Annotated in this window: 20 protein-coding genes; 14 read left to right on the top strand and 6 right to left on the bottom strand. The window is 60.2% G+C overall.

Features of this window, described 5'->3' with window-relative positions; translation table 11 throughout:
* Window positions 1-202 precede the first annotated feature (202 nt).
* The 3 genes from ACQ4OE_RS08205 (at window position 203) to ccoM (ending at window position 1100) form a co-directional block, all read left to right on the top strand.
* A complete protein-coding gene (locus tag ACQ4OE_RS08205; protein ID WP_003222394.1) occupies window positions 203-544 on the top strand; it encodes a hypothetical protein in 342 nt (113 codons plus the stop codon).
* Window positions 545-679: 135 nt separating this feature from the next.
* Entirely contained in the window at window positions 680-841 is a 162-nt protein-coding gene (locus tag ACQ4OE_RS08210) for a hypothetical protein (RefSeq protein ID WP_007918490.1), read from the top strand.
* A 145-nt stretch (window positions 842-986) separates the two neighbouring features.
* Window positions 987-1100 carry a cytochrome c oxidase subunit CcoM gene (gene ccoM, locus ACQ4OE_RS08215; protein ID WP_041070550.1) on the top strand — a complete coding sequence of 38 codons (114 nt, stop codon included), beginning with the start codon at window positions 987-989 and terminating at the stop codon, window positions 1098-1100.
* A gap of 765 nt (window positions 1101-1865) precedes the next feature.
* On the opposite strand, the gene ACQ4OE_RS08220 is transcribed toward ccoM, so the two are convergent.
* Window positions 1866-3341: an inorganic phosphate transporter gene (locus ACQ4OE_RS08220; RefSeq protein WP_122591568.1), complete on the bottom strand. Its 1476-nt coding sequence runs from the start codon at window positions 3339-3341 to the stop codon at window positions 1866-1868.
* Between the two features lie 373 nt (window positions 3342-3714).
* Window positions 3715-3915 carry a hypothetical protein gene (locus tag ACQ4OE_RS08225; protein ID WP_122591569.1) on the bottom strand — a complete coding sequence of 67 codons (201 nt, stop codon included), beginning with the start codon at window positions 3913-3915 and terminating at the stop codon, window positions 3715-3717.
* A gap of 649 nt (window positions 3916-4564) precedes the next feature.
* On the opposite strand from ACQ4OE_RS08225, the gene pcaR reads away from it, so the two are divergent.
* The 11 genes from pcaR (at window position 4565) to pcaC (ending at window position 15518) form a co-directional block, all read left to right on the top strand.
* A complete protein-coding gene (pcaR, locus tag ACQ4OE_RS08230; RefSeq protein WP_007917109.1) occupies window positions 4565-5407 on the top strand; it encodes a pca regulon transcriptional regulator PcaR in 843 nt (280 codons plus the stop codon).
* A gap of 294 nt (window positions 5408-5701) precedes the next feature.
* On the top strand, window positions 5702-7048 hold the full coding sequence (locus ACQ4OE_RS08235; protein WP_122591572.1) for an MFS transporter: 1347 nt from the start codon (window positions 5702-5704) through the stop codon (window positions 7046-7048).
* Between the two features lie 199 nt (window positions 7049-7247).
* Window positions 7248-8105: a CoA transferase subunit A gene (locus tag ACQ4OE_RS08240; RefSeq protein WP_122591574.1), complete on the top strand. Its 858-nt coding sequence runs from the start codon at window positions 7248-7250 to the stop codon at window positions 8103-8105.
* The gene (locus ACQ4OE_RS08245) at window positions 8105-8884 is read left to right on the top strand and encodes a CoA-transferase subunit beta (protein ID WP_430946316.1); all 780 of its coding nucleotides are present in this window, start codon (window positions 8105-8107) and stop codon (window positions 8882-8884) included. Before ACQ4OE_RS08240 ends, ACQ4OE_RS08245 begins: the two co-directional genes overlap by 1 nt.
* Entirely contained in the window at window positions 8881-10086 is a 1206-nt protein-coding gene (pcaF, locus tag ACQ4OE_RS08250) for a 3-oxoadipyl-CoA thiolase (protein WP_430946317.1), read from the top strand. Before ACQ4OE_RS08245 ends, pcaF begins: the two co-directional genes overlap by 4 nt.
* A gap of 36 nt (window positions 10087-10122) precedes the next feature.
* The gene (gene pcaH / locus ACQ4OE_RS08255; protein WP_122591579.1) at window positions 10123-10827 is read left to right on the top strand and encodes a protocatechuate 3,4-dioxygenase subunit beta; all 705 of its coding nucleotides are present in this window, start codon (window positions 10123-10125) and stop codon (window positions 10825-10827) included.
* A 1-nt stretch (window position 10828) separates the two neighbouring features.
* Window positions 10829-11395 carry a protocatechuate 3,4-dioxygenase subunit alpha gene (pcaG, locus tag ACQ4OE_RS08260; protein ID WP_430946318.1) on the top strand — a complete coding sequence of 189 codons (567 nt, stop codon included), beginning with the start codon at window positions 10829-10831 and terminating at the stop codon, window positions 11393-11395.
* Between the two features lie 210 nt (window positions 11396-11605).
* Window positions 11606-12901 carry an MFS family transporter gene (locus ACQ4OE_RS08265; RefSeq protein ID WP_122591583.1) on the top strand — a complete coding sequence of 432 codons (1296 nt, stop codon included), beginning with the start codon at window positions 11606-11608 and terminating at the stop codon, window positions 12899-12901.
* 45 nt (window positions 12902-12946) lie between these two features.
* Window positions 12947-14311: a 3-carboxy-cis,cis-muconate cycloisomerase gene (locus ACQ4OE_RS08270; RefSeq protein ID WP_430946319.1), complete on the top strand. Its 1365-nt coding sequence runs from the start codon at window positions 12947-12949 to the stop codon at window positions 14309-14311.
* 12 nt (window positions 14312-14323) lie between these two features.
* A complete protein-coding gene (gene pcaD, locus ACQ4OE_RS08275; RefSeq protein WP_430946320.1) occupies window positions 14324-15112 on the top strand; it encodes a 3-oxoadipate enol-lactonase in 789 nt (262 codons plus the stop codon).
* 13 nt (window positions 15113-15125) lie between these two features.
* Window positions 15126-15518, top strand: coding sequence for a 4-carboxymuconolactone decarboxylase (gene pcaC / locus ACQ4OE_RS08280; RefSeq protein WP_008080096.1), 393 nt, complete (start codon window positions 15126-15128; stop codon window positions 15516-15518).
* 119 nt (window positions 15519-15637) lie between these two features.
* On the opposite strand, the gene ACQ4OE_RS08285 is transcribed toward pcaC, so the two are convergent.
* From ACQ4OE_RS08285 to emhB, 4 genes are all read right to left on the bottom strand, one after another.
* Entirely contained in the window at window positions 15638-16444 is an 807-nt protein-coding gene (locus ACQ4OE_RS08285) for a methyltransferase domain-containing protein (protein WP_430946321.1), read from the bottom strand.
* Window positions 16445-16721: 277 nt separating this feature from the next.
* The gene (locus ACQ4OE_RS08290; RefSeq protein WP_430946322.1) at window positions 16722-17981 is read right to left on the bottom strand and encodes an OprD family porin; all 1260 of its coding nucleotides are present in this window, start codon (window positions 17979-17981) and stop codon (window positions 16722-16724) included.
* A gap of 352 nt (window positions 17982-18333) precedes the next feature.
* The gene (emhC, locus tag ACQ4OE_RS08295) at window positions 18334-19794 is read right to left on the bottom strand and encodes an efflux RND transporter outer membrane subunit EmhC (RefSeq protein ID WP_430946323.1); all 1461 of its coding nucleotides are present in this window, start codon (window positions 19792-19794) and stop codon (window positions 18334-18336) included.
* Window positions 19791-22940, bottom strand: coding sequence for an efflux RND transporter permease subunit EmhB (gene emhB / locus ACQ4OE_RS08300; RefSeq protein ID WP_430946324.1), 3150 nt, complete (start codon window positions 22938-22940; stop codon window positions 19791-19793). The genes emhC and emhB overlap by 4 nt, the downstream gene beginning before the upstream one ends.

Genomic DNA, 22940 nt, shown 5'->3' on the forward strand with positions numbered 1-22940 from the left:
GGAATGCAGGCTTCAGGGCCAAAGGATTAGGAGCAGCGACGAGCTTTTAGCTGCTAGCTGCAAGCTGAAACAAAAGGCGTTATGTGTGTGTTTTCTGTCCGCGCAGGGCACCTTGTGAGTGTTACGCAGGTCACAGATTTACGACGGATGGCTCAAGGCGCCTTTGCCGCAGCCGATAGCCTGCACACAGGAGAACCTTTATATGTTGCCACCGATGCTCCCTCTGAGCGCTGTGCCGATCACTTCCCAGCAGGATCCGATCCGCCAGCGGCCGGACATTCCTCCGGTGGTGCCGGTGCAGGAAAGCTCCAACGAAAGCACGATCGATCTGCAAAAGCGCGATCCGGAAGAGGATCGACTGCTCGCGCGCGAAGAACAGCGTCGACAGCAGGAGCGCGATCGCCGGCGCCGCGAGGCCGACGAAGATCCCGAAGAACACTTAGCCGTGCCGGGCACCGAGCTGAACGCCGACAACACCGTGCCGGTGGTGCCGCTGATGGAAGATCAGCCGCGTCAGGGGTTGTGGGTCGATATCGAGATCTGAACTGCGGGGCTTACATGATTTGTTTGATTGCGTTTAACGCGGTGGCTGGTCAGCGTCGGGGCGAATCGGCATTATTGGTACAGCCCTGCCGGTGATGTGGCAGTTGTGATTCTTCCAAGCGATGCACAGAGCGCCATGAGCCAAGACGACAAACTGATCGACCTCAGCACCGAACGCGCGAAGCGGGTGCATGACATCAAAGAGAAGCGCTTGAACGAAGTGCGCCAGGCATTCGAGCAGGCGATGCCGTTGGGCAAAGCCAAGAAAAAGTCGAAGAACAAGCCGAAAAAACGTTGATCTCCCCCTGCATCCGTTGATGCAGGTCAGTTATTTCCCCTCCTTTCTCTCCCTTCCTCGCGGACATTGATCCTGGTCAATGTGTGCGCCTGTGTGTTTGCTAATTTAGTCCCATCGCAGCAAAGCAGGGGCCAGGAGGCCAGTCATGTTTTTCGATAACGTGGTGTTTGCCGGGGTCCTGACTGTCGGGCTGATGGTTCTGTTTTTTGCAGGGTTTGGATTTTTTATCTGGAAGGATGCGCATAAGCGTAAGAAGTGATTCTTCTGGATTGATGAGCACGCAAGGCATTTTGGGGCGACTTCGGTTGCCCCTTTTTTTTTGTGCCTTGGCGGCCTTTGGGCCGACCAGGCTGGTGGGGTTTTGGGTGTATATCCGTTTTTGCGGGTGGTGCCACTGGCGGTTTCGCCCTTACGGCGACTCACTTTTTTTCAAACGCCGGAATGCCGGCCCAGCAAAAAGTAAGCAAAAAACGCTTGCTCCTACGTTCGGCCCGCTCGCTGGGGCTCGGGGTTCCTTCGCTGCGGGATCGATCCGGGCGCATCGCCTACGGTTTGCTTCGCTGCACCTCCTCTCGATGTGTTCGACTTCGTCGAACGGTCGCTACGCTCCCACCCCCGGATCAATCCCTCCACTCCGCCTTCCGACGTCGCCTTACAGATCAAAAGCCGCAGCCGAGCTAACGCTCATCCTGTTGAGTGGTGAAGAGCACAGCGTGGTCGGCTTTGATTCTGTGGTGGGGCTGCCCCTCATCGGAACGCCGCCCGCCCAGCCCTCTCCCGAGGGAGAGGGGGCCGATTTTCGGGCGTTTTAAAACCTGAGTTCAACGCGGTATTGCACGTCGGCGTACCTCTGACAAACACCTCAATCAGTCCCCTCTCCCTTTGGGAGAGGGTTAGGCTGAGGGGCTTTTGATCTGGCTTGTGATCTTGCTTTGGCTTTTGTCCAAATCCCAATCCCAAATACCCAAACACAAAAAAAGGCGCGATCCTCTCGAATCGCGCCTTTCTTACATACAGCTATCTATCAACTACCCAAAGCCTTCGACGCCAGCCAGAACAACCCGGCCGACAGCGCCACAGTCGCCGGCAAGGTCAGTACCCAAGCCAACAGGATGGTGCGAACAGTGCCACCTTGCAGGCCGCTCTTGTTGGCGACCATGGTCCCCGCCACACCCGAAGACAACACATGAGTGGTCGACACCGGCAGGCTGAAGATGTTGGCCAGGCCAATCAAACTGGCCGTCGTGATCTGCGCCGACATGCCTTGGGAATAAGTCATGCCTTGCTTGCCGATCTTCTCGCCAATGGTCAGTACCACACGTTTCCAGCCGACCATGGTGCCCAGGCCCAGGGCCAGTGCAACCGCCAGAATCACCCAGAACGGGGCGTATTCAGTCGTGGTAGTCAGATCCTTGCGCAACTTGTCGAGGTCAGCCTTTTCACGGGCATCCAGAACCGGCAACTTGCTGACTTTCTTCGCGGTATCGTCCAGGCACAGCAGGTAGCGACGAACTTCTACGCGGCTGTCCGACGACAGCGAGTGGTAATCCGCAACGCCTTTGAGGGTGTGCAGCAGGGCGCTGATGGTCGGTTCGGTCTGCTGCGGGTTGCAGCGGAATTTCTCCGGCAGGTCGCCTTCCACGCTTTTGCCCAGGGCGAGGAATTCGCCCAGCGAATCGGCGTTGCGCTGGTAGAACTGACTCAAGTGAAGGGTTGCGTCGCGGGTACGCTCGATCTGGTAGGTGGTGCTGTTCAGGTCGAGAACGAACTGCGCAGGAACGATACCGATCAGCACCAGCATGATCAGGCCGATGCCTTTCTGGCCATCGTTGGAACCGTGCACGAAGCTCACGGCCATGGCCGAGATCACCAGGACCAGACGATTCCAGAACGGCGGGTGCTTCTTGTCGTCAAGCTTGCGGCGCTGTTCGGGCGTCTTGTGCATTTTCGACAGTGGGCGCCACCATTTCAGGCCGATCAGTACCAGTGCCGCGATCAGGAAACCGGCCATCGGCGAGAACACCAGCGAGGCGCCGATATCGATCGCTTTCTGCCAGTTCACGCCGTCCGCCAACGGAATGTCGTTGATCAGGGCATTGGCCAGACCGACACCGAGGATCGAACCGATCAGCGTGTGCGAGCTGGACGCCGGGATACCGAAGTACCAGGTGCCAAGGTTCCAGGCGATTGCCGCGGCAAGCAACGAGAACACCATCGCCAGGCCATGGCCGGTGTTCACATTGATCAGCAGCTCAACTGGCAGCAAGTGGACAATGGCATACGCCACGCCAACGCCACCCAGCAGCACGCCGAGGAAATTGAACACACCGGAGAAAAATACCGCCAGGTGAGGCGGCATGGCTTTGGTGTAGATAACAGTGGCTACCGCGTTAGCGGTGTCATGAAATCCATTGATGAACTCGAAGGCGAGGACAAACGTCAGGGCGAGCAAGAGGCTCACAAGCACCCAAGCATCCAGTCCGCTGAATAAATCGATCATGAAGGTTTTCTGACCCGGTCGTAAGGGGGCGCGATTATGCCAGAAAAGTCTTGAAATCGATGCCCTCCCTGCTCATCGGTAACACTCTTCTTTCATTTAATTTGTTGCAGCGCATTAAAACCCAGTGTCCTACAAGGTCTTTCAACCTGTTGATTTTATTGGTAAACCGCTTTTTTGACAGGCGATTTTGCAGGCGCGCGGACGGCTCAAACGCTTGTCTGAAATATCTATGAAACCTGTAGGAAGGTCCCCTTCACCCTGTAGGACGGGGAGATAGCCGCTGCCCGCGGGTAGCGGGCGCGCAAGGCATCGTCGTGACATCGCGTTGGTCGGCAATGTCCGCGTTGACCCTGGATAATGATCAAACCGGGGCTTATGGCTCTTCGGTTTTGAGTTCCTTCTCGATCTTTTCGATTTCCTGCTTGAAAACCTGATCCTGAACAGTAGGGCGCTTGCGCCATGCTTTGCGTTCCGGTTCTGGCTGAGCGGCGTAGGTGGTGACTTCCCCGCCGTAAACTTCCTTGTAACGTTGTTCCTGGCGCTCTAGTTCCGCGCGCAGTTCGTCTTTCGTCACAGTGCTACCTGTTTGAGTTGAGTTAAATGTCTGGTGAAACGCTCAGCAACGAGTCGATTGAACGACCCCGACGAAAGCGCAATGCCTGAAAAGGCATCAAGCACATCGGCGGGCGTTCAAGACTTCCGTGTTACAGGCGGCTGCAGCACCAGATTAAAACTGACGCAGCTTCAGTGTCCTGGTTCAGCAAGCGCTGGCGTTGAATGAGTGATGAACGTCAAGCGCTGGCCGAGGCTGTCGGCGATGGGCATCGCGTCAGCAGGTGGCGACCACGGCGATAAAAAAACGCGGCCCCACTGAACGCATTATAGCGGTCGATTCAGGAATGACTATCTTTGCCAAGTTAAAAACGGTTCGGGATGTGTGTTTGTTTTGTTACTCGCAACTTTCCTGAATAGTTCAAGTGCAGGCAAACGTTTACTTGTCTGCGCTTAGTTTTTGGCGCCATTTAGTCGATCAACTAAACCGCGATCCAGTTTCCCGCCAAAGTTGCACAACCGTCTCAACTGGCGGCATCAGGTCAAGCAGACCGATTGCGATTATCGGTCGACGGTTCGATAATCGCCCGATGTCGCTGGCCTGATGCTTGTGCATCAGCCCGTGAGCCGTTTGTATAGCCGTTGATCCGTGCTGGATAAAAGGACAAGAAATGAACGATCAAATGCGCAACTCCTTCACTTCGGTGGCGCCGCCCATCGTTGCCTCGCCGGCCAAGCGGATTCAGGCGCTGACCGGCGATCCGGACTTCATGACGTCGCTGGCCCGTGGCCTGGCGGTGGTCCAGGCGTTTCAGGAACGCAAGCGTCATCTGACCATCGCCCAGATCAGCCACCGCACGGAAATTCCCCGCGCCGCCGTGCGCCGTTGCCTACACACCTTGATCAAACTCGGCTACGCCACCACCGACGGCCGCACCTATTCCTTGCTGCCCAAAGTGCTGACCCTCGGCCACGCTTATCTGTCGTCGACGCCGTTGGCCGTGTCCGCCCAGCCGTACCTCGACCGCATGAGCGAACAACTGCACGAAGCCTGCAACATGGCCACGCTCGAGGGCGACGACATTCTCTACATCGCTCGCTCGGCCACCACGCAGCGCCTTATTTCGGTCGACCTGTCGGTCGGCGGGCGCCTGCCGGCTTATTGCACATCGATGGGGCGGATTCTACTGGCAGCGCTGGACGACACGTCACTGCGCGAATACCTCGATCACGCCGAACTGGTCGCCAAAACCAGTCGCACGATCCACACCCCCGACGCGTTGCTCGAATGTTTGCAGGAAGTGCGGCAGCAGGGCTGGTGCATCGTCGATCAGGAACTGGAGCAAGGTCTGCGCTCGATTGCCGTGCCGGTCTACGACGCCTCGGGCCAAGTGGTGGCGGCGCTCAACGTCAGCACCCACGCCGGTCGCGTCAGTCGCACCGAGCTGGAACAGCGCTTCCTGCCGGGCCTGCTCAGCGCCAGTCGCGACCTCAGCGCGCAGTTGTTTGCCTGATGAAGCTGTTCGATAAACGCACAGTGTTGCGTTTATCGAATTGACGCTAAAACCCCCGGATCATTAATGTCGCGGCAGCGTCATCCGGAGCTGTTGTGAATGAGCCCGCCGGACTGTCGACTCTCATAATAATGACAAGAGGCAACTCCCCATGCGCAAGCTCTCCGACTGTCTCCGCTTCGCCCGCTGTTGCCGGGTGACCCGCAACGCCTGATCCAGACCTTCTATTCTTGTGACCGTGCCGCTCGTTGGCCGGCCGCCGTTCGACTGCGTTTTTTGCGTGGAATAAAAATAATGAACCAGCCTCAGTCCGCTGTAGGTAACTGCCTCGATGTGCAGACCTTCATCAATGCCCAACCGATCTCGCGCTATCAGTGGCGTGTAGTGATTCTGTGTTTCCTGATTGTCTTCCTCGATGGCCTCGACACCGCCGCGATGGGCTTCATTGCCCCGGCGCTCTCGCAGGACTGGGGCATCGACCGCGCCAGCCTCGGCCCGGTGATGAGCGCCGCGTTGATCGGCATGGTCTTCGGCGCACTGGGTTCTGGCCCTTTGGCTGACCGCTTCGGGCGAAAAGTCGTACTCGTTGGCGCTGTGGTGCTGTTCGGTGCCTTCAGCCTAGCGTCGGCCTATAGCACTAACGTTGAACAACTGCTGGTGCTGCGCTTCCTGACCGGCCTCGGTCTGGGCGCGGGGATGCCCAATGCGACCACGCTGCTCTCGGAATACACGCCGGAGCGCAAGAAGTCGCTGCTGGTGACCAGCATGTTCTGCGGTTTCAACCTCGGCATGGCCGGTGGCGGGTTTATTTCCGCCAAGCTGATTCCGGCGTTCGGCTGGCACAGTCTGTTGATGATCGGCGGCATCCTGCCGCTGATCCTCGCCGTGGTGCTGCTGTTCTGGCTGCCGGAATCGGCGCGCTACCTGGTCGTGCGTAACCGTGGCACCGACAAAGTCCGCAAGACCCTGGCGCCGATTGATCCGGTCACCGTTGCCCAAGCCTCCAGTTTCAGTGTGCCGGAACAAAAAACCGTCAAGGCGCGCAACGTCTTCGCGGTGATTTTCTCAGGCACTTACAGCACCGGCACTTTGCTGCTGTGGCTGACCTATTTCATGGGCCTGGTGATTGTTTATCTGCTGACCAGTTGGCTGCCGACGCTGATGCGTGACAGCGGCGCAAGCATGGAGCAAGCGGCATTCATCGGTGCGTTGTTCCAGTTCGGTGGGGTATTGAGCGCGGTCGCTGTGGGATGGGCGATGGATCGCTTCAATCCGCACAAGGTCATCGGCATTTTCTACCTGCTGGCCGGGGTGTTTGCCTACGCCGTCGGGCAGAGCCTGGGCAATATCACCTTGCTGGCGACGCTGGTGCTGGTGGCAGGGATGTGCGTGAACGGTGCGCAATCGGCGATGCCGTCACTGGCGGCGCGGTTTTATCCGACCCAAGGGCGGGCGACCGGGGTTTCGTGGATGTTGGGGATTGGCCGATTTGGCGCGATTCTCGGTGCATGGATGGGCGCGACGTTGTTGGGCCTGGGCTGGAATTTCGAACAAGTGCTGACGGCGTTGGTGATTCCGGCGGGTCTGGCGACGGCGGCGGTGTTGATCAAGGGCATGGTCAGTCATGCGGATGCGACCTGAGTTTCAGCGCATGATCGTACCCACGCGGAGCGTGGGAACGATCATTGTTAGGCTGACAACAATCTGTTCGATAAACGAACGCTCAGTCGATTATCGGATTGTTTGGCACATTTCCCAGGCTTAATCTTCAGTCACTCCGGCGCTGAACCTCGCGCCTTTTTATTACTGGCGATTCATAACAAAAACAGGAGCCCGCTCCATGGCTGAGATCCTTTCGCTGCACGAAGCGGTGAAGCAGTTCGTCAACGACGGTGACACCGTCGCGCTCGAAGGCTTCACTCACCTGATCCCCACCGCTGCGGGTCATGAAATCATTCGTCAGGGCAAGAAAGATCTGACGCTGGTGCGGATGACGCCTGACCTGATCTACGACCAACTGATCGGCGCCGGTTGCGCACGCAAACTGATCTTCTCTTGGGGCGGTAACCCGGGCGTGGGTTCGCTGCACCGTCTGCGCGACGCGGTCGAGAAACAATGGCCGCACGCTCTCGAAATCGAAGAACACAGCCACGCCGACCTGGCCAATGCCTACGTCGCCGGCGCCTCCGGCCTACCGTTCGCGGTGCTGCGTGCCTACGCCGGCTCCGACCTGCCGAAGGTCAACCCGCTGATCAAAACTGTGACCTGCCCATTCACCGGTGAAGTGCTGGCGGCGGTGCCGTCGGTGCGCCCGGACGTGACCGTGATCCACGCGCAGAAAGCCGACCGCCAGGGCAACGTGCTGCTGTGGGGCATTCTCGGCGTACAGAAAGAAGCCGCATTGGCGGCCAAGCGTTGCATCGTCACCGTGGAAGAGATCGTCGACGATCTAAAGGCGCCGATGAACGCTTGTGTATTGCCGACCTGGGCCCTGAGCGCGGTCTGCCATGTTCCCGGCGGCGCGCATCCGTCCTACGCCCACGGTTACACCGAGCGTGACAATCGTTTCTATCAGGCGTGGGATCCGATCGCCCGCGACCGTGAGACGTTTACCGCGTGGATCAACGAATACATCCATGGCTGCGCTGACTTCAGCGCGTTCCAGGCCAAGTTGGCTGCTGCTTCGGAGGCCAAGTAATGCCGTACACCACCCATGAAATGATGACCGTCGCGGCGGCCCGTCGCCTGAAGAATGGCTCGGTGTGCTTCGTCGGCATTGGCCTGCCTTCGAAAGCCGCCAACCTCGCGCGCCTGACCTCGTCGCCGGACGTGGTGCTGATTTACGAATCGGGCCCGATTGGCGCCAAGCCAAGCGTGCTGCCGCTGTCCATCGGCGACGGCGAGCTGGCGGAAACCGCCGACACCGTCGTACCGACCGGTGAGATTTTTCGCTATTGGTTGCAGGGCGGCCGCATCGACGTCGGTTTTCTCGGCGCCGCGCAGGTCGACCGCTTCGGCAACATCAACACCACCGTGGTCGGCGATTACTTCTCGCCGAAAGTGCGCCTGCCGGGTGCCGGGGGCGCGCCGGAAATTGCCGGCTCGGCGAAAAGCGTGTTGATCATCCTTAAACAGTCGGCGCGTTCGTTTGTCGACAAGCTCGATTTCATCACCTCGGTCGGTCACGGCGAGGGCGGCGATTCGCGCAAACGCCTGGGCCTGCCGGGCGCCGGGCCGGTCGGGATCATTACCGACCTGTGCATCATGGAGCCGGAAGAAGGCACCCACGAATTCGTGGTCACCGCACTGCACCCGGGCGTGACCCGCGAGCAAGTGGTCGCGGCCACCGGTTGGGCGATTCGTTTCGCCGACCACGTTGAAGCCACCGCTGAACCGACGGAAGTCGAACTGACTGCACTGCGTGATCTCGAAGCACGCACCGCGGCCGCCCACGGCCAGGCACCTGGAGAAGCATGATGCGTGACGTTTATATCTGCGACGCGATTCGCACACCCATTGGCCGTTTCGGCGGCGGTTTGTCCGCCGTGCGCGCCGATGACCTGGCCGCCGTGCCGATCAAGGCCCTGATGGATCGCAATCCCTCGGTGGACTGGAACGCCATTGACGAAGTATTCCTCGGCTGCGCCAACCAGGCCGGCGAAGACAACCGCAACGTTGCGCGCATGGCGCTGTTGCTGGCGGGCCTGCCGGAGAGCGTGCCGGGCGTGACCCTCAATCGCCTCTGCGCTTCGGGCATGGATGCGATCGGCACGGCGTTCCGGGCGATTGCCAGCGGCGAGATGGAGTTGGCGATTGCCGGCGGCGTCGAGTCGATGTCCCGCGCACCGTTCGTGATGGGCAAGGCTGACGCGGCGTTCTCGCGCAATATGAAGCTGGAAGACACCACCATCGGCTGGCGTTTCATCAATCCATTGATGAAGGCGCAGTACGGCGTTGATGCGATGCCGCAGACCGCTGACAACGTCGCCGACGACTATCAAGTCTCGCGCGCCGATCAGGACGCGTTCGCCCTGCGCAGCCAGCAACGTACCGCCGCGGCGCAGGCTGCTGGCTACTTCGCTGAAGAAATCGTCGAAGTGCGGATCGCCCACAAGAAGGGCGAAACCGTGGTCAGCCAGGACGAACATCCGCGCGCCGACACCACGATTGAAGCGTTGACCAAGTTGAAACCTGTCAACGGCGCGGATAAAACCGTTACCGCCGGCAATGCTTCCGGCGTCAACGACGGTGCCGCTGCACTGATACTGGCTTCCGCCGAAGCGGTGAAAAAACACGGCCTGACGGCCCGCGCCAAAGTGCTCGGCATGGCCAGCGCCGGTGTAGCGCCGCGCGTGATGGGCATTGGCCCGGTGCCAGCGGTGCGCAAATTGATCGAGCGCCTCGGCGTAGCGGTCAACGATTTCGATGTGATCGAACTCAACGAAGCGTTTGCCAGCCAAGGCTTGGCGGTGCTGCGTGAGTTGGGGCTGGCGGATGACGCTGCGCAGGTCAACCCGAACGGTGGCGCCATTGCCTTGGGTCACCCGTTGGGCATGAGCGGTGCGCGTCTGGTGTTGACCGCGTTGCATCAGTTGGAAAAGACCGGCGGCAAAAAAGGTCTGGCGACCATGTGCGTCGGTGTCGGCCAAGGTCTGGCCCTGGCCATCGAACGCGTCTGACGCAAGCCGTGACGAATAAGTACAGAGGAAAGCGACATGTCTGACAAGCCTGGTTATCTTCGTCCGCAGGAAGGCACGCAGCCTGAGTACCTGCACCCGACGTATCAATCCACCAACCTGCGTTCGCCGTCGAAGCCGTTGGTGTTTCTGCCGCATTCGCTGTCGGAAATCACCGGTCCGACCATCGGCGCCGAGCGCGTAGGCGACACCGATAACGACCTGACCGCCCAGCATGAGGGCGAGCCACAGGGCGAACGCATCATCATTCATGGCCGTGTACTGGACGAAAACGGTCTGCCGGTACCGGGAATTCTGGTGGAGATCTGGCAGGCCAACGCCGCCGGCCGCTACAACCACAAGCGCGACCTGCACGATGCGCCGCTGGACCCGAACTTCACCGGCACCGGCCGCACCGTGACTGATGCCGACGGCTGGTATCAGTTCCAGACCATCAAGCCCGGCGCCTATCCGTGGGGCAACCACCACAATGCGTGGCGCCCGGCGCACATCCACTTTTCGCTGTTTGGGCCGAGCATTCTTACGCGCCTGGTCACGCAAATGTACTTCCCGGGCGACCCGCTGCTGGCCTACGACCCGATCTACAACTGCGTGCCGGACACCTCGGCCAAGGAACGCCTGATCGCCAGTTTCGATCTGGAAAAAACCATTCCGTCCTACGCCCTCGGTTATCGCTGGGACATCGTGCTGCGCGGGCGTGAAGCCACGCCGATGGAGAAATAAGATGACGCTGACTGCGACCACGTCCCACACCGTCGGGCCGTATTACCACATCGGCCTGACCTGGCTGAACCGCGAAGACCTCACGGTCGAACAGACTCTGGGCGAACGTGTGGCGATCACCGGGCAGGTGGTGGATGGCAATGGCGATGTCGTCAACGACGCCATGCTCGAAGTCTGGCAGGCCAACGCCGCCGGCAAGTACGACCACCCGGAAGACGAGCAGAACAAACCGCTCGATCCTAATTTTGAAGGTTTCGGTCGGGTGCCGGTGGACGCTGAAGGGCGTTTCCGTTTCACCACGATCAAACCGGGTATGGTTGAAGGGCTGAAAGGTTCGACCCAGGCGCCGCACTTGGTCGTGTTGGTGTTTGCCCGTGGCTTGGTCAAGCACTTGCTGACGCGGATCTACTTTGAAGGTGAGCCGGCGAACGTTGCTGATCCGCTGCTGGAATGCGTCCCGGCTGAACGCCGCGATACGTTGTTGGCGAAGAAAGATGAATCGGGTGTTTACCAGTGGAATGTGATTCTGCAGGGCACTGATGCCGAGACGGTGTTCTTCGATTATTAAGATCAAAAGATCGCCGCCTGCGGCAGCGCCTACATGATCGTTCCCACGCTCTGCGTGGGAACGCCGCCATGGACGCTCCGCGTCCACCGTGACGCGGAGCGTCACCGGATGCGTTACCACGCGGAGCGTGGGAACGATCGATATAGGATGTGGAACGGGACTGTTGCAAAGTATGTCTAGACTCTCACTGTCCCTATCGAGTGAAAAACAATGACAACCACCACCTCCCATTACACCGGCGAAGAGCGCAGCAAGCGCATCTTTGCCATTGTCGGCGCCTCGTCCGGCAACCTCGTCGAATGGTTCGACTTCTACGTCTACGCCTTCTGCGCGATCTATTTCGCCCCGGCGTTTTTCCCCTCTGACAACCCCACGGTGCAACTGGTCAACACCGCCGGCGTATTCGCCGCCGGCTTCCTGATGCGCCCGATTGGTGGCTGGATTTTCGGTCGCGTCGCCGACAAGCACGGTCGCAAGAATTCGATGCTCATCTCGATTCTGATGATGTGCTTCGGTTCGTTGCTGATCGCCTGCCTGCCGACCTACAAAGACATCGGCGTCTGGGCGCCGGTCCTGCTGTTGTTCGCACGTCTGCTGCAAGGCCTGTCGGTCGGCGGCGAGTACGGCACCACCGCGACCTACATGAGCGAAGTCGCACTCAAGGGCCAGCGCGGCTTCTTCGCTTCGTTCCAATACGTGACGTTGATTGGCGGGCAATTGCTGGCGGTGTCGCTGGTAGTAGTATTGCAGCAGTTCCTCACCGAAGAAGACCTGCGCGCCTACGGCTGGCGGATTCCGTTTGTGGTCGGTGCGGTGGCGGCGTTGATTTCGCTGTTCCTGCGTCGTTCGTTGAAAGAAACCACCAACGAGGAAACCCGTGCCCACAAGGACGCCGGCAGCATCAGCGCGCTGTTCCGCGATCACAAAGCCGCGTTCATCACCGTGCTCGGTTACACCGCCGGTGGTTCGCTGATTTTCTACACCTTCACCACGTACATGCAGAAGTACCTGGTGAACACCGCCGGCATGCACGCCAAGACCGCCAGCTACATCATGACCGGCGCGCTGTTCCTGTATATGTGCATGCAGCCGCTGTTCGGCATGCTCGCTGACAAGATTGGCCGTCGTAACTCGATGCTCTGGTTCGGCGCGCTGGGTACGCTGTTCACCGTGCCGATTCTGCTGAGCCTGAAAAGCGTCAGCAGCCCGTTCCTCGCGTTTGTGTTGATCACCGTGGCGCTGGCAATCGTCAGTTTCTACACCTCGATCAGCGGCCTGGTGAAAGCCGAAATGTTCCCGCCGGAAGTCCGCGCCCTCGGCGTTGGTCTGGCGTACGCGGTGGCGAATGCGATCTTCGGCGGTTCGGCGGAATTCGTCGCCCTGAGCCTGAAGAATATCGGTATGGAAAACTCGTTCTACTGGTACGTGACGGCAATGATGGCGATCGCGTTCCTGTTCAGTCTGCGCTTGCCGAAACAGGCGGCGTACTTGCACCACGACCTCTAACCCGATGCGCGCGGGCCGTGATGGCCCGCGCCGGCAAGGATTTTTATGACTCAGCGACCGGGCAATCAATTGTTCGATGCCTACTTCACTGCCCGCGATATGCGTGAGGTGTTCTGTGATCAGGGCCGCGTGCAGGCGATGCTCGACTTCGAAGCAGCGCTGGCCCGGGCCGAGGCGCGGGTCGGCTTGATTCCTGACTCTGCGGTGGCACCGATTGCGGCGGCGTGCAGCGCCGGTCTGTATGACTTCGCGGCACTCGGCGAGGCGATTGCCACGGCGGGCAATTCGGCGATTCCGTTGGTCAAGGCGTTGGGCAAGCAGATCGCCTCCAACGACGCCGAGGCCGAGCGTTATGTGCATTTGGGCGCGACCAGTCAGGATGTGATGGATTCCGGGCTGGTGCTGCAATTGCGTCAGGCGCTGGAATTGATTGAAGGCGATTTGGCGCAACTGGCTGATTCCCTTGCTACTCAAGCACAACGTCACGCCGCTACGCCGCTGGCCGGACGCACTTGGCTGCAACACGCGACACCGGTCACCCTCGGCATGAAAATCGCCGGTTGGCTGGGCGCCGTGACACGTAGCCGCCAACGTCTGCGCGAACTCAAACCGCGCTTGCTGGTGGTGCAATTTGGCGGTGCGTCGGGGACGCTGGCGGCGCTTGGCGAACAGGCCTTGCCGATTGCCCAAGCGCTGGCCGAAGAACTGCAACTGACTTTGCCGGAACAACCGTGGCATACCCAGCGCGATCGCGTGGTGGAGTTCGGCGCGGTGCTCGGTTTGATCGCCGGCAGCCTCGGCAAATTCGGCCGCGACATCAGCCTGTTGATGCAGACCGAAGCCGCCGAGGTTTTCGAGCCATCGGCGCCGGGCAAGGGCGGTTCTTCGACCATGCCGCACAAACGCAATCCAGTCGGCGCAGCGGTGTTGATCGGCGCGGCGACGCGGGTGCCGGGTCTGGTTTCGACGCTGTTCAGCGCCATGCCTCAGGAACATGAACGCAGCCTCGGTCTGTGGCATGCCGAATGGGAAACCTTGCCGGAGATTTGCAGCCTGGTGTCGGGTTCGCTGCAGCAAGCGAAATTGCTCGCCGAAGGTCTGGAAGTCGACGCCGACCGCATGGCGCGCAACCTCGAATTGACCCAAGGGCTGGTGCTCGCCGAAGCGGTGAGCATCGTTCTCGCGCAACGGGTTGGCCGCGACACCGCGCATCACCTGCTCGAACAATGCTGCAAGCGCGCGGTGGCCGAACAGCGCCACTTGCGCGCCGTGCTCGGTGACGAACCGCAAGTCACTGCCGAGTTGAGCAGCGCTGAACTCGATCATCTTTTGAACCCCGCCCATTACCTCGGTCAGGCGCAAACCTGGGTCGAGCGTGCGGTGGCCGAACACAACGCATTGTCTGACTGAAAGGAGAGGGCTGTGGCTTTCGTTCAACTCGCCGATGGCGAACTGCACTATCAAATCGAGGGCCCGGTCGATGCACCGGTGCTGGTGCTGTCCAACTCGCTGGGCACCGATCTGCACATGTGGGACGCGCAGATGCCGGCATTTACCGAGCATTTCCGCGTGCTGCGTTTCGACACCCGTGGCCATGGCAAGTCGCTGGTGACGCGGGGGCCGTACAGCATCGAGCAACTCGGTCACGACGTGCTCGGCTTGCTGGATGCGCTGCACATCGAGCAAGCGCATTTCTGCGGGCTGTCGATGGGCGGCTTGATTGGCCAGTGGCTGGGGATCAATGCCGGGCATCGTCTGCACAAGCTGATCGTCTGTAACACGGCGGCAAAAATCGGTGATCCATCGGTGTGGAACCCACGCATTGAAACCGTGCTGCGCGATGGTGCTGCGGCGATGGTTGCTCTGCGTGATGCGTCGATTGCCCGCTGGTTTACCCCGGATTTTTCCGCGGCCCATCCGGCGGCGGCCAAGCAGATCACCGACATGCTCGCAGCGACTTCGCCTGAAGGTTACGCAGCCAATTGCGCAGCGGTGCGTGATGCCGATTTCCGCGAGCAACTGGCCTCGATCAACGTGCCGTTGCTGGTGATTGCCGGCACCGAAGATGCAGTGACACCGCCGGCCGGTGGGCATTTCATTCAGGAGCACGTGCGCGGCGCCGAGTACGCCGAGTTCTATGCGGCGCATCTGTCCAACGTGCAGGCCGGTGCTGATTTCAGTGATCGTGTGTTGGCGTTTCTAAACGCCTGATAAGGGGATTTTCGTGGACGAGAAACAACGTTACGACGACGGCATGCAGGTACGCCGCGCGGTGTTGGGCGATGCGCATGTCGATCGCAGCCTGACCACCCTGACCGAGTTCAACTCGGAGTTCCAGGAGATGATTACCCGGCATGCCTGGGGCGATATCTGGACGCGCCCGGGCTTGCCGCGGCACACCCGCAGTTTAATTACCATCGCCATGCTGATCGGCATGAACCGTGAAGGCGAGCTGAAACTGCATTTGCGCGCGGCGGCGAATAATGGGGTGAGCCGAGGCGAGATCAAAGAAGTGATCATGCAGAGCGCGATCTACTGCGGGATTCCGGCGGCGAATGCGACGTTTCATTTGGCCGAAGCGGTGTGGGATGAGCTAGGAGTCGAATCCCGCGAATAATTGTCGCCCCTTCTGACGCTTTCGTCGGATCGCCGCCCGGAGCAAGCTCGCTCCCACATTGGAATGCATTTCCCTGTGGGAGCGAGCCTGCTCGCGAAAGCGGTAGTGGCCGTGACGAATCAAACCCTGGCGACAATAAATACCCGCTTGAACGCAAACAACGTGTGCCCGTCCGCCTCCTGCGGATACTCCTCGTGCACCCGCATCAGAAAGTGATAAATAAACCGCGCCTGTTCTGCTGAACTCAACGCCTGCATCACCGGCCGCAGCGCCGAGACCTTCACCCAGTCATACACCGGCGATTTACCGTCAACCACCTGTAATTGCTCGGTCTCCCAGATATCCAGCGACTCCGTCATCGGCGCGAGCAAGCGGTAGTAATCCTCCAGCGCCAGCAACGGTCGCGCGGCCATGCGCTGGCGCAGCTCGGGTGTGCCCAATGGCGTGCCGCCGATACCGCCATCATCGAGGGTTTCGAGCATCAGTCGATACCACAACGCGTCGCGCCAATCCGGCATGTGCGCGGCCAGACAGCCGCCCGGATTGAGCTGGCCGAGCAGGCGCGGCAGTAATGTTTCGTGGCCGTCGATGAAGTGCAGCACGGCGGCGGCGAATAACAGATCCGCCGGTTGTTCCGACTGCCAGTCGAGCAGGTCGCAGTGCCGCCACAAGGCCTTGATCGGCAGGCACCGGGCCTGCTCCAGCATCTGCGCTGAGCTGTCGATGCCCTGCAATTGCGCCTGCGGCCAGCGCTCGGCCAGCAATTGCGTGGCAATACCGGTGCCGCAGCCGAGGTCGATGATGGTTTCGGGATTTTGCAGGTCGACGCGGTCGAGCAATTCATTGATCGGGCGTCGCCTGAGACGGGAAAACTGCTGGTACGCCTTGGCGTCCCAGTCGGGGGCGGGTTTGACTCGGGTGATCATGAGGCGGTCCTCCAGTGATCGGGGGTGTCTTCCGATGACAACCTGGTGCACGACTTGAGGACCAACAACGACGACGGAAGGGCAGGGTGAAGCGCCTGAGTCTTTCAGGTTTTTTCACTTTACCCGGCAGTCGGCGAAGCGCCACTTCTCCTGACCAATGGCACAGATCCCCTGTAGGCCTTCGCCTGCTCGCGATAGCGGTGTGTCAGGCACTTTAAATGTCACTGATAAATCGCTTTCGCGAGCAGGCTCGCTCCCACAGGGAAACATCAGTGTTTTACAACAGGCTGATCGGATAGCTGACGATCAAGCGGTTCTCGTCGAACTCGTTATTGCTGTAATCACGACGCATGGTCGAGTTGCGCCATCTGACGTTGAGGTCTTTGAGCGCGCCGCTCTGCACGGTGTAGCCCAGTTCCGACTCGCGGCCCCATTCCTTGCCGTCGGTGATGGTTCCGGTGTGTACGTTGTCGCCGCTGATGTAGCGGTTCATCAACGTCAGGCCGGGCACACCCATGGCGGCGAAGTTGTAGTCGTGGCGCAACTGCCAGGAACGTTCCTGTGCGTTGTCGTAACTGGCGTTGTAGCTGTCGTTGGCCAGGGTGCCGCCACTGGTGCCGTTGACCCGCATCCAGGCGCTGTCGCCGGTGAGTTTTTGCAGACCGACGTAGAAGGTGTTGCCGCCGTGTCTGGCCGACAGCAGGCCGGACCAGGTCTTGTTATCCAGATCGCCGGCGCGGGCGCTGCCGTCGTCCTTGCCGTAGAAGAAACCGAGATTGGCGCCGAGGGTCCAGTCGCCGACAGGCTGGCTATGGATCAGATTGACGTATTGCTGGCTGTAGATGTCCTTGAGCTGGGCATTCCACACGCCGATCTGCGTGCGCTTGTCGTTGAACACATATTCGCCGCCCTGAAAGTTGAAACGATCAGAGGTGAACGCTGCTTTTCCGGTCATCGACATGTCCGTCATGCTGCTGTCGTCGCGCGGGCTGTTGGCGCGGAACTGGCCGCCGTAAAGGGTCAGGCCGTCGATTTCCTTCGACGTGATCTGCCCGCCACGGAAGGTTTGCGGTAGGGAGCGACCATCATCCGAGCGCAGGATCGGCAGCACCGGCATCCACTCGCCGACCTTCACTTCGGTCTGGGAAAGCCTGGCCTTGAAGGCGACGTTGGTGCGACCGAAGTTGTCTGCCGGGCGTCCATCGCGATCCAGCGGCAGCAATTGGGTGCCGCCGGTGCCTTTGCCGCCATCGAGTTTCACCGAGTACAAACCCAACACGTCCATGCCGAAACCGACGGTGCCTTGGGTGAACCCGGATTTGGCGTCGAGGATGAAGTTCTGCGTCCACTCTTCAGCCTTGCCTTGGGCTTTGGTCGGGTTGGTGAAGTTGCGGTTGATGTAGAAGTTGCGCAGGTTGAGGTTGACCTTGGCACCTTCGACGAAACCGGCTTCTTCAGCCGCAGCGGGCAGCGCAATGCCGGCCAAAGCGAGGGCGATCAGGCCCGGAAGTGCGTAGGGCGCAGGGGAGGTGGTCATGGGCTCGGGTCTCTCTTGTTTTTTTAGGACGAACGGGGGCGCTGCGGCCGTTTTTTACGGTGCAGAAATGCATGGATTCAGGGCGTGAAGCGGCGGCGATCAGCCGGACGGAGCAGGGCGCGGGAGCATGGTGTCGAACCTGATGTTATTGATTTTGTTGAGCGAATGGTGCGGGGGGCAGATGTTTGGATTCAATTGGGAAAAGCGGGTTTTGGGCGATTATCGAACGCAAGATTGAGGCGGATTTTTGCGTGAATGTGAGGGCCTCTTCGCGAGCCCAGACACCACAACTTTCTGACAGGCAACAAAAAGCCCACCAATCGGTGGGCTTCTCGTTTTCACTCGATGATGATCAGAACAACTTCATCTTCGGTGCTTCTTCTTTCAGCGGTTCGTTCTGCGCGGTTTGCGCATTCCAGCCACCGCCCAGTGCCTTGTACAGGTTGACCGCACTGGTCAGCTGCGCGAGGCGGTCGGTGATCAGGGCTTGTTGCGCGCTGAACAGCTGACGCTGGGCATCGAGGAAGGTCAGGTTGCTGTCGACGCCGATGCGATAACGACGTTCGGCCAGGCGGTAGTAATCCTGGTTGGCCTGAACGAAGTCACGCTGCGCTTGCAGCTGCTCGGTGTAGGTCTGGCGGGCGGCCAGGCCGTCGGCGACTTCCTGGAAGGCCGTCTGAATGGACTTCTCGTAGTTCGCCACGCCGATGTCCTTCTGGATCTCGGCGGCATCGAGGCTGGCGCGCAGGCTGCCAGCATTGAAGATCGGCAGGTTGATCTGCGGCGCGAACAGCCATGTCCCCGAGCCACCCTTGAACAGGCCGGACAGGTCCGGGCTCAGGCTGCCCGCGTTGGCGGTCAGGCTGATGCTCGGGAAGAACGCGGCACGGGCCGCGCCGATGTTGGCGTTGGCCGCTTTCAGGTTGTACTCGGCTTGCAGGATGTCCGGACGGCGTTGCAGCAGGTCCGAAGGCAGGCCCGGCGGTACGTCGCTGAGCAGGTCATCGGACAGCGGTTTGGCCGCTTGCAGGTTGGCCGGGATGCCGGTGCCGAGCAGCAGGGTCAGGCTGTTTTCGTCCTGTGCGACCTGGCGGGTGTAACGCGCCAGTTGCGCACGGGCGTTTTCCACAGACGTGCGCGACTGCGCCAGATCCAGTGCCGAGGCCACACCGACTTCGTTGCTGCGGCTGGTCAGCTTGAGGCTTTCTTCGAAGGCACCGAGGGTGTCTTGCGTCAGCTTCAGCAGTTCCTTGTCCGCTTGCCAGGTCAGGTAAGCGTTGGCGACGCTGGCGACCAGACTGATCTGGGTGCTGCGGCGCGCTTCTTCCGTGGCGAAGTATTGTTGCAAGGCTTGTTCGCTCAGGCTGCGAACCCGACCGAACAGGTCGAGTTCGTAGGCGCTGATGCCAACGGTGGCGGAATAGGAGCTGGTAATGCCCGCTTCACCGGTCTGCGAGGCACGGGCCGGCAGGCGCTGGCGGCTGCCAGCAGCGTTAGCCGAAACCGCCGGGAACAGATCGGCACGCTGGATGCGGTATTGAGCCGCATAGGCATCGATGTTCAGCGCCGCGACACGCAGGTCGCGGTTGTTTTCCAGGGAAACCTGGATCAGCTGTTGCAGCGCCGGGTCATGGAAAAACTGCTTCCAGCCCTGCTCGGCAGCGGCCTGCGCCGGAGCCTGGGCCGGCGAATACGCCGGCCCCTGCGGGTACTGACCTGCGACCGGAGCCTCAGGCTGCTGATAGTCAGGTATCAGCGAGCAACCGCTCAGCACGAAGGCGGCGACTGCGATGGAGAGTAGCGACTTGCTCATTGGCCAGCCTCTTTAGGAGTTTCAGTCGTCTCATCCTCGTCAGCGACTTTACGCTTGCCGATGGACGAAACCGTAACGAAGAACAGTGGGACCCAGAAGATCGCCAGGATCGTGGCCGTGAGCATACCGCCAATCACGCCCGTACCGATCGCATGTTGACTGCCTGAACCTGCGCCAGTGGAAATCGCCAACGGTACAACACCGAGGACGAAGGCCAGCGAGGTCATGATGATCGGACGCAAACGCATGCGGCAGGCTTCGATCGCCGCATCACGCAGGCTGCGTCCCTGTTCATGCAGTTCCTTGGCGAACTCGACGATCAGAATGGCGTTTTTAGCCGCCAGACCGATGGTCGTCAACAGGCCCACCTGGAAGTACACGTCGTTGGACAGACCGCGCAGGCTGGTGGCCAGCAGCGCACCGATGATACCCAGCGGTACTACGAGCATAACCGCGATCGGAATCGACCAGCTCTCGTACAGTGCCGCCAGACACAGGAACACCATCAGCAGCGAGAGGGCGTACAGCGCCGGTGCTTGCGAGCCGGACAGACGTTCCTCATAGGACAGACCGGTCCAGGAGATACCGACACCCGCCGGCAGCTTCTTGGCAATCGCTTCGACTTCGGCCATCGCGTCACCGGTGGAATAACCCGGCGCCGGAGAACCGAGAATTTCCATCGCCTCTACGCCGTTGTAACGGGCCAGCTTCGGCGAACCGTAGATCCACTCGCCTTTGGCGAACGCGGAGAACGGCACCATGGTCCCGACGTTGTTGCGCACATACCATTTCTTCAAGTCTTCAGGGCTCATGCGAGCACCGGCCTGACCTTGCACGTAAACCTTCTTCACGCGACCACGGTCGATGAAGTCGTTGACGTAGCTACTACCGAAAGAGATCGACAGCGTGCTGTTGATGTCGGTGAGGCTCAAGCCAAGGGCCTGGGCTTTCTCGTCATCGATTTCCAGGTGGTATTGCGGTTCATCGTTCAGGCCGTTCGGACGCACCTGATAGAGCACCTTGCTCTGCGCGGCGAGGCCGAGGAACTGGTTACGCGCTTCCATCAGCTTGTCGTGACCGATACCGGCACGGTCTTGCAGGAACACGTCGAAACCGGTGGCGTTACCCAGCTCCAGTACCGCTGGCGGGGCGAAGGCAAACACCATGGCATCGCGGAAACTGAAGAAGTGTTGCTGGGCACGTTGGGCCAGGGCAAACACGCTGTTGTCCGAGTTACGCTCGTCCCACGGCTTGAGCATGATGAACGCCAGGCCAGAGCTCTGACCGCGACCGGCGAAGTTGAAGCCGTTCACGGTAAACACCGAGGACACTGCGCCTGCCTCTTTATCCAGCAGGTAGCTGCGCATTTCGTCGATAACCACTTGAGTACGCTCGGCACTCGAACCGGCCGGGGTCTGCACCTGGGCGAACAGTACGCCTTGGTCTTCTTCCGGCAGGAACGCGGTTGGAATGCGGGTGAACAGCCAGATCATGCCGACCACGATCAGCAAGTAGGCCAGCAGGTACGGCGCTTTGCGCGACAGCATGTTGCCGACACCGCGCTCGTAGCTCTGCACGCCACGGTCGAAGTTGCGGTTGAACCAGCCAAAGAAACCTTTCTTCGGCGTGCCGTGCTCGCCTTTCGGAATAGCCTTGAGCATGGTGGCGCACAGCGCCGGGGTGAAGATCAGCGCAACCAGTACCGACAGGGCCATGGCGGAAACGATGGTGATCGAGAACTGCTTGTAGATCACACCGGTGGAACCGCTGAAGAACGCCATCGGCAGCAGTACCGCCGACAGAACCAGGGCAATACCGACCAGTGCGCCCTGGATCTGGCCCATGGACTTCTTGGTCGCTTCCTTCGGTGACAAGCCTTCTTCGCTCATCACCCGCTCGACGTTTTCCACCACAACGATGGCGTCGTCCACCAGCAAACCGATGGCCAGCACCATACCAAACATGGTCAGAGTGTTGATGCTGAAACCGAACGCCGCGAGGATGCCGAATGTACCCAGCAATACCACTGGCACCGTCATCGTGGTGATGACCGTGGCGCGGAAGTTCTGCAGGAACAGGAACATCACCAGGAACACCAGCACGATCGCTTCGACCAGGGTTTCAACCACACCTTTGATCGATTCGGTCACCACCGGAGTGGTGTCGTACGGGAACACCACTTCCATGCCTTGCGGGAAGAACGGCTTGAGGTCGTCAATCGTCTTGCGCAGTGCTTTGGCGGTGTCGAGGGCGTTGGCACCGTTGGCCAGTTTGACCGCTAGACCAGACGCCGGGCTGCCGTTGAACTGCGCAGAAATGCTCGAGTTTTCACCGCCCAGACCGACGTCAGCGACGTCGCCGACACGCACTTGCGAGCCGTCCTGGTTAACCTTCAGCAGGATCGCCTTGAACTGCTCGGCCGTCTGCAGACGGGTCTTGCCGATGATCGTGGCGTTCAGTTGCTGGCCAGGCAGCGCCGGCAAGCCGCCGAGCTGACCGGAAGACACCTGGACGTTCTGTGCCGAGATCGCGGTGCTGACATCGCCCGGGGTCAGGTTGTACTTGTTCAACTTCGCCGGGTCGAGCCAGATGCGCATCGCGTACTGGGCACCGAAGACCTGGAAGTCACCGACACCGGCGGTTCGCGAGATCGGATCCTGCATGTTCGACACGATGTAGTTGGACAGGTCGTCCTTGGTCATGCTGCCGTCACGCGACACCACGCCGATCACCAGCAGGAAGTTCTTCACTGCCTTGGTCACGCGGATACCTTGTTGCTGCACTTCCTGCGGCAACAGCGGGGTGGCGAGGTTCAGCTTGTTCTGAACCTGTACCTGCGCGGTGTCGGAGTTGGTGCCTTGCTCGAAGGTTGCGGTGATGGTCATGCTGCCGTCGGAGTTACTTTCCGAGGACACATAACGCAGGTTGTCGATACCGTTGAGCTGCTGCTCGATCACCTGAACCACGGTGTCCTGCACGGTTTGCGCCGAAGCGCCCGGGTAGGTCACGGAGATCGCAATGGCCGGTGGGGCAATGCTCGGGTACTGGTTGATCGGCAGTTTCAGGATCGAAAGTGCCCCGACCAGCATGATCACCAGGGCAATTACCCAGGCGAAAATCGGACGGTCGATGAAGAATTTTGACAT

Origin of the sequence: Pseudomonas sp. WC2 (assembly GCF_050586545.1) — a bacterium.
Taxonomy (GTDB): Bacteria; Pseudomonadota; Gammaproteobacteria; order Pseudomonadales; family Pseudomonadaceae; genus Aquipseudomonas.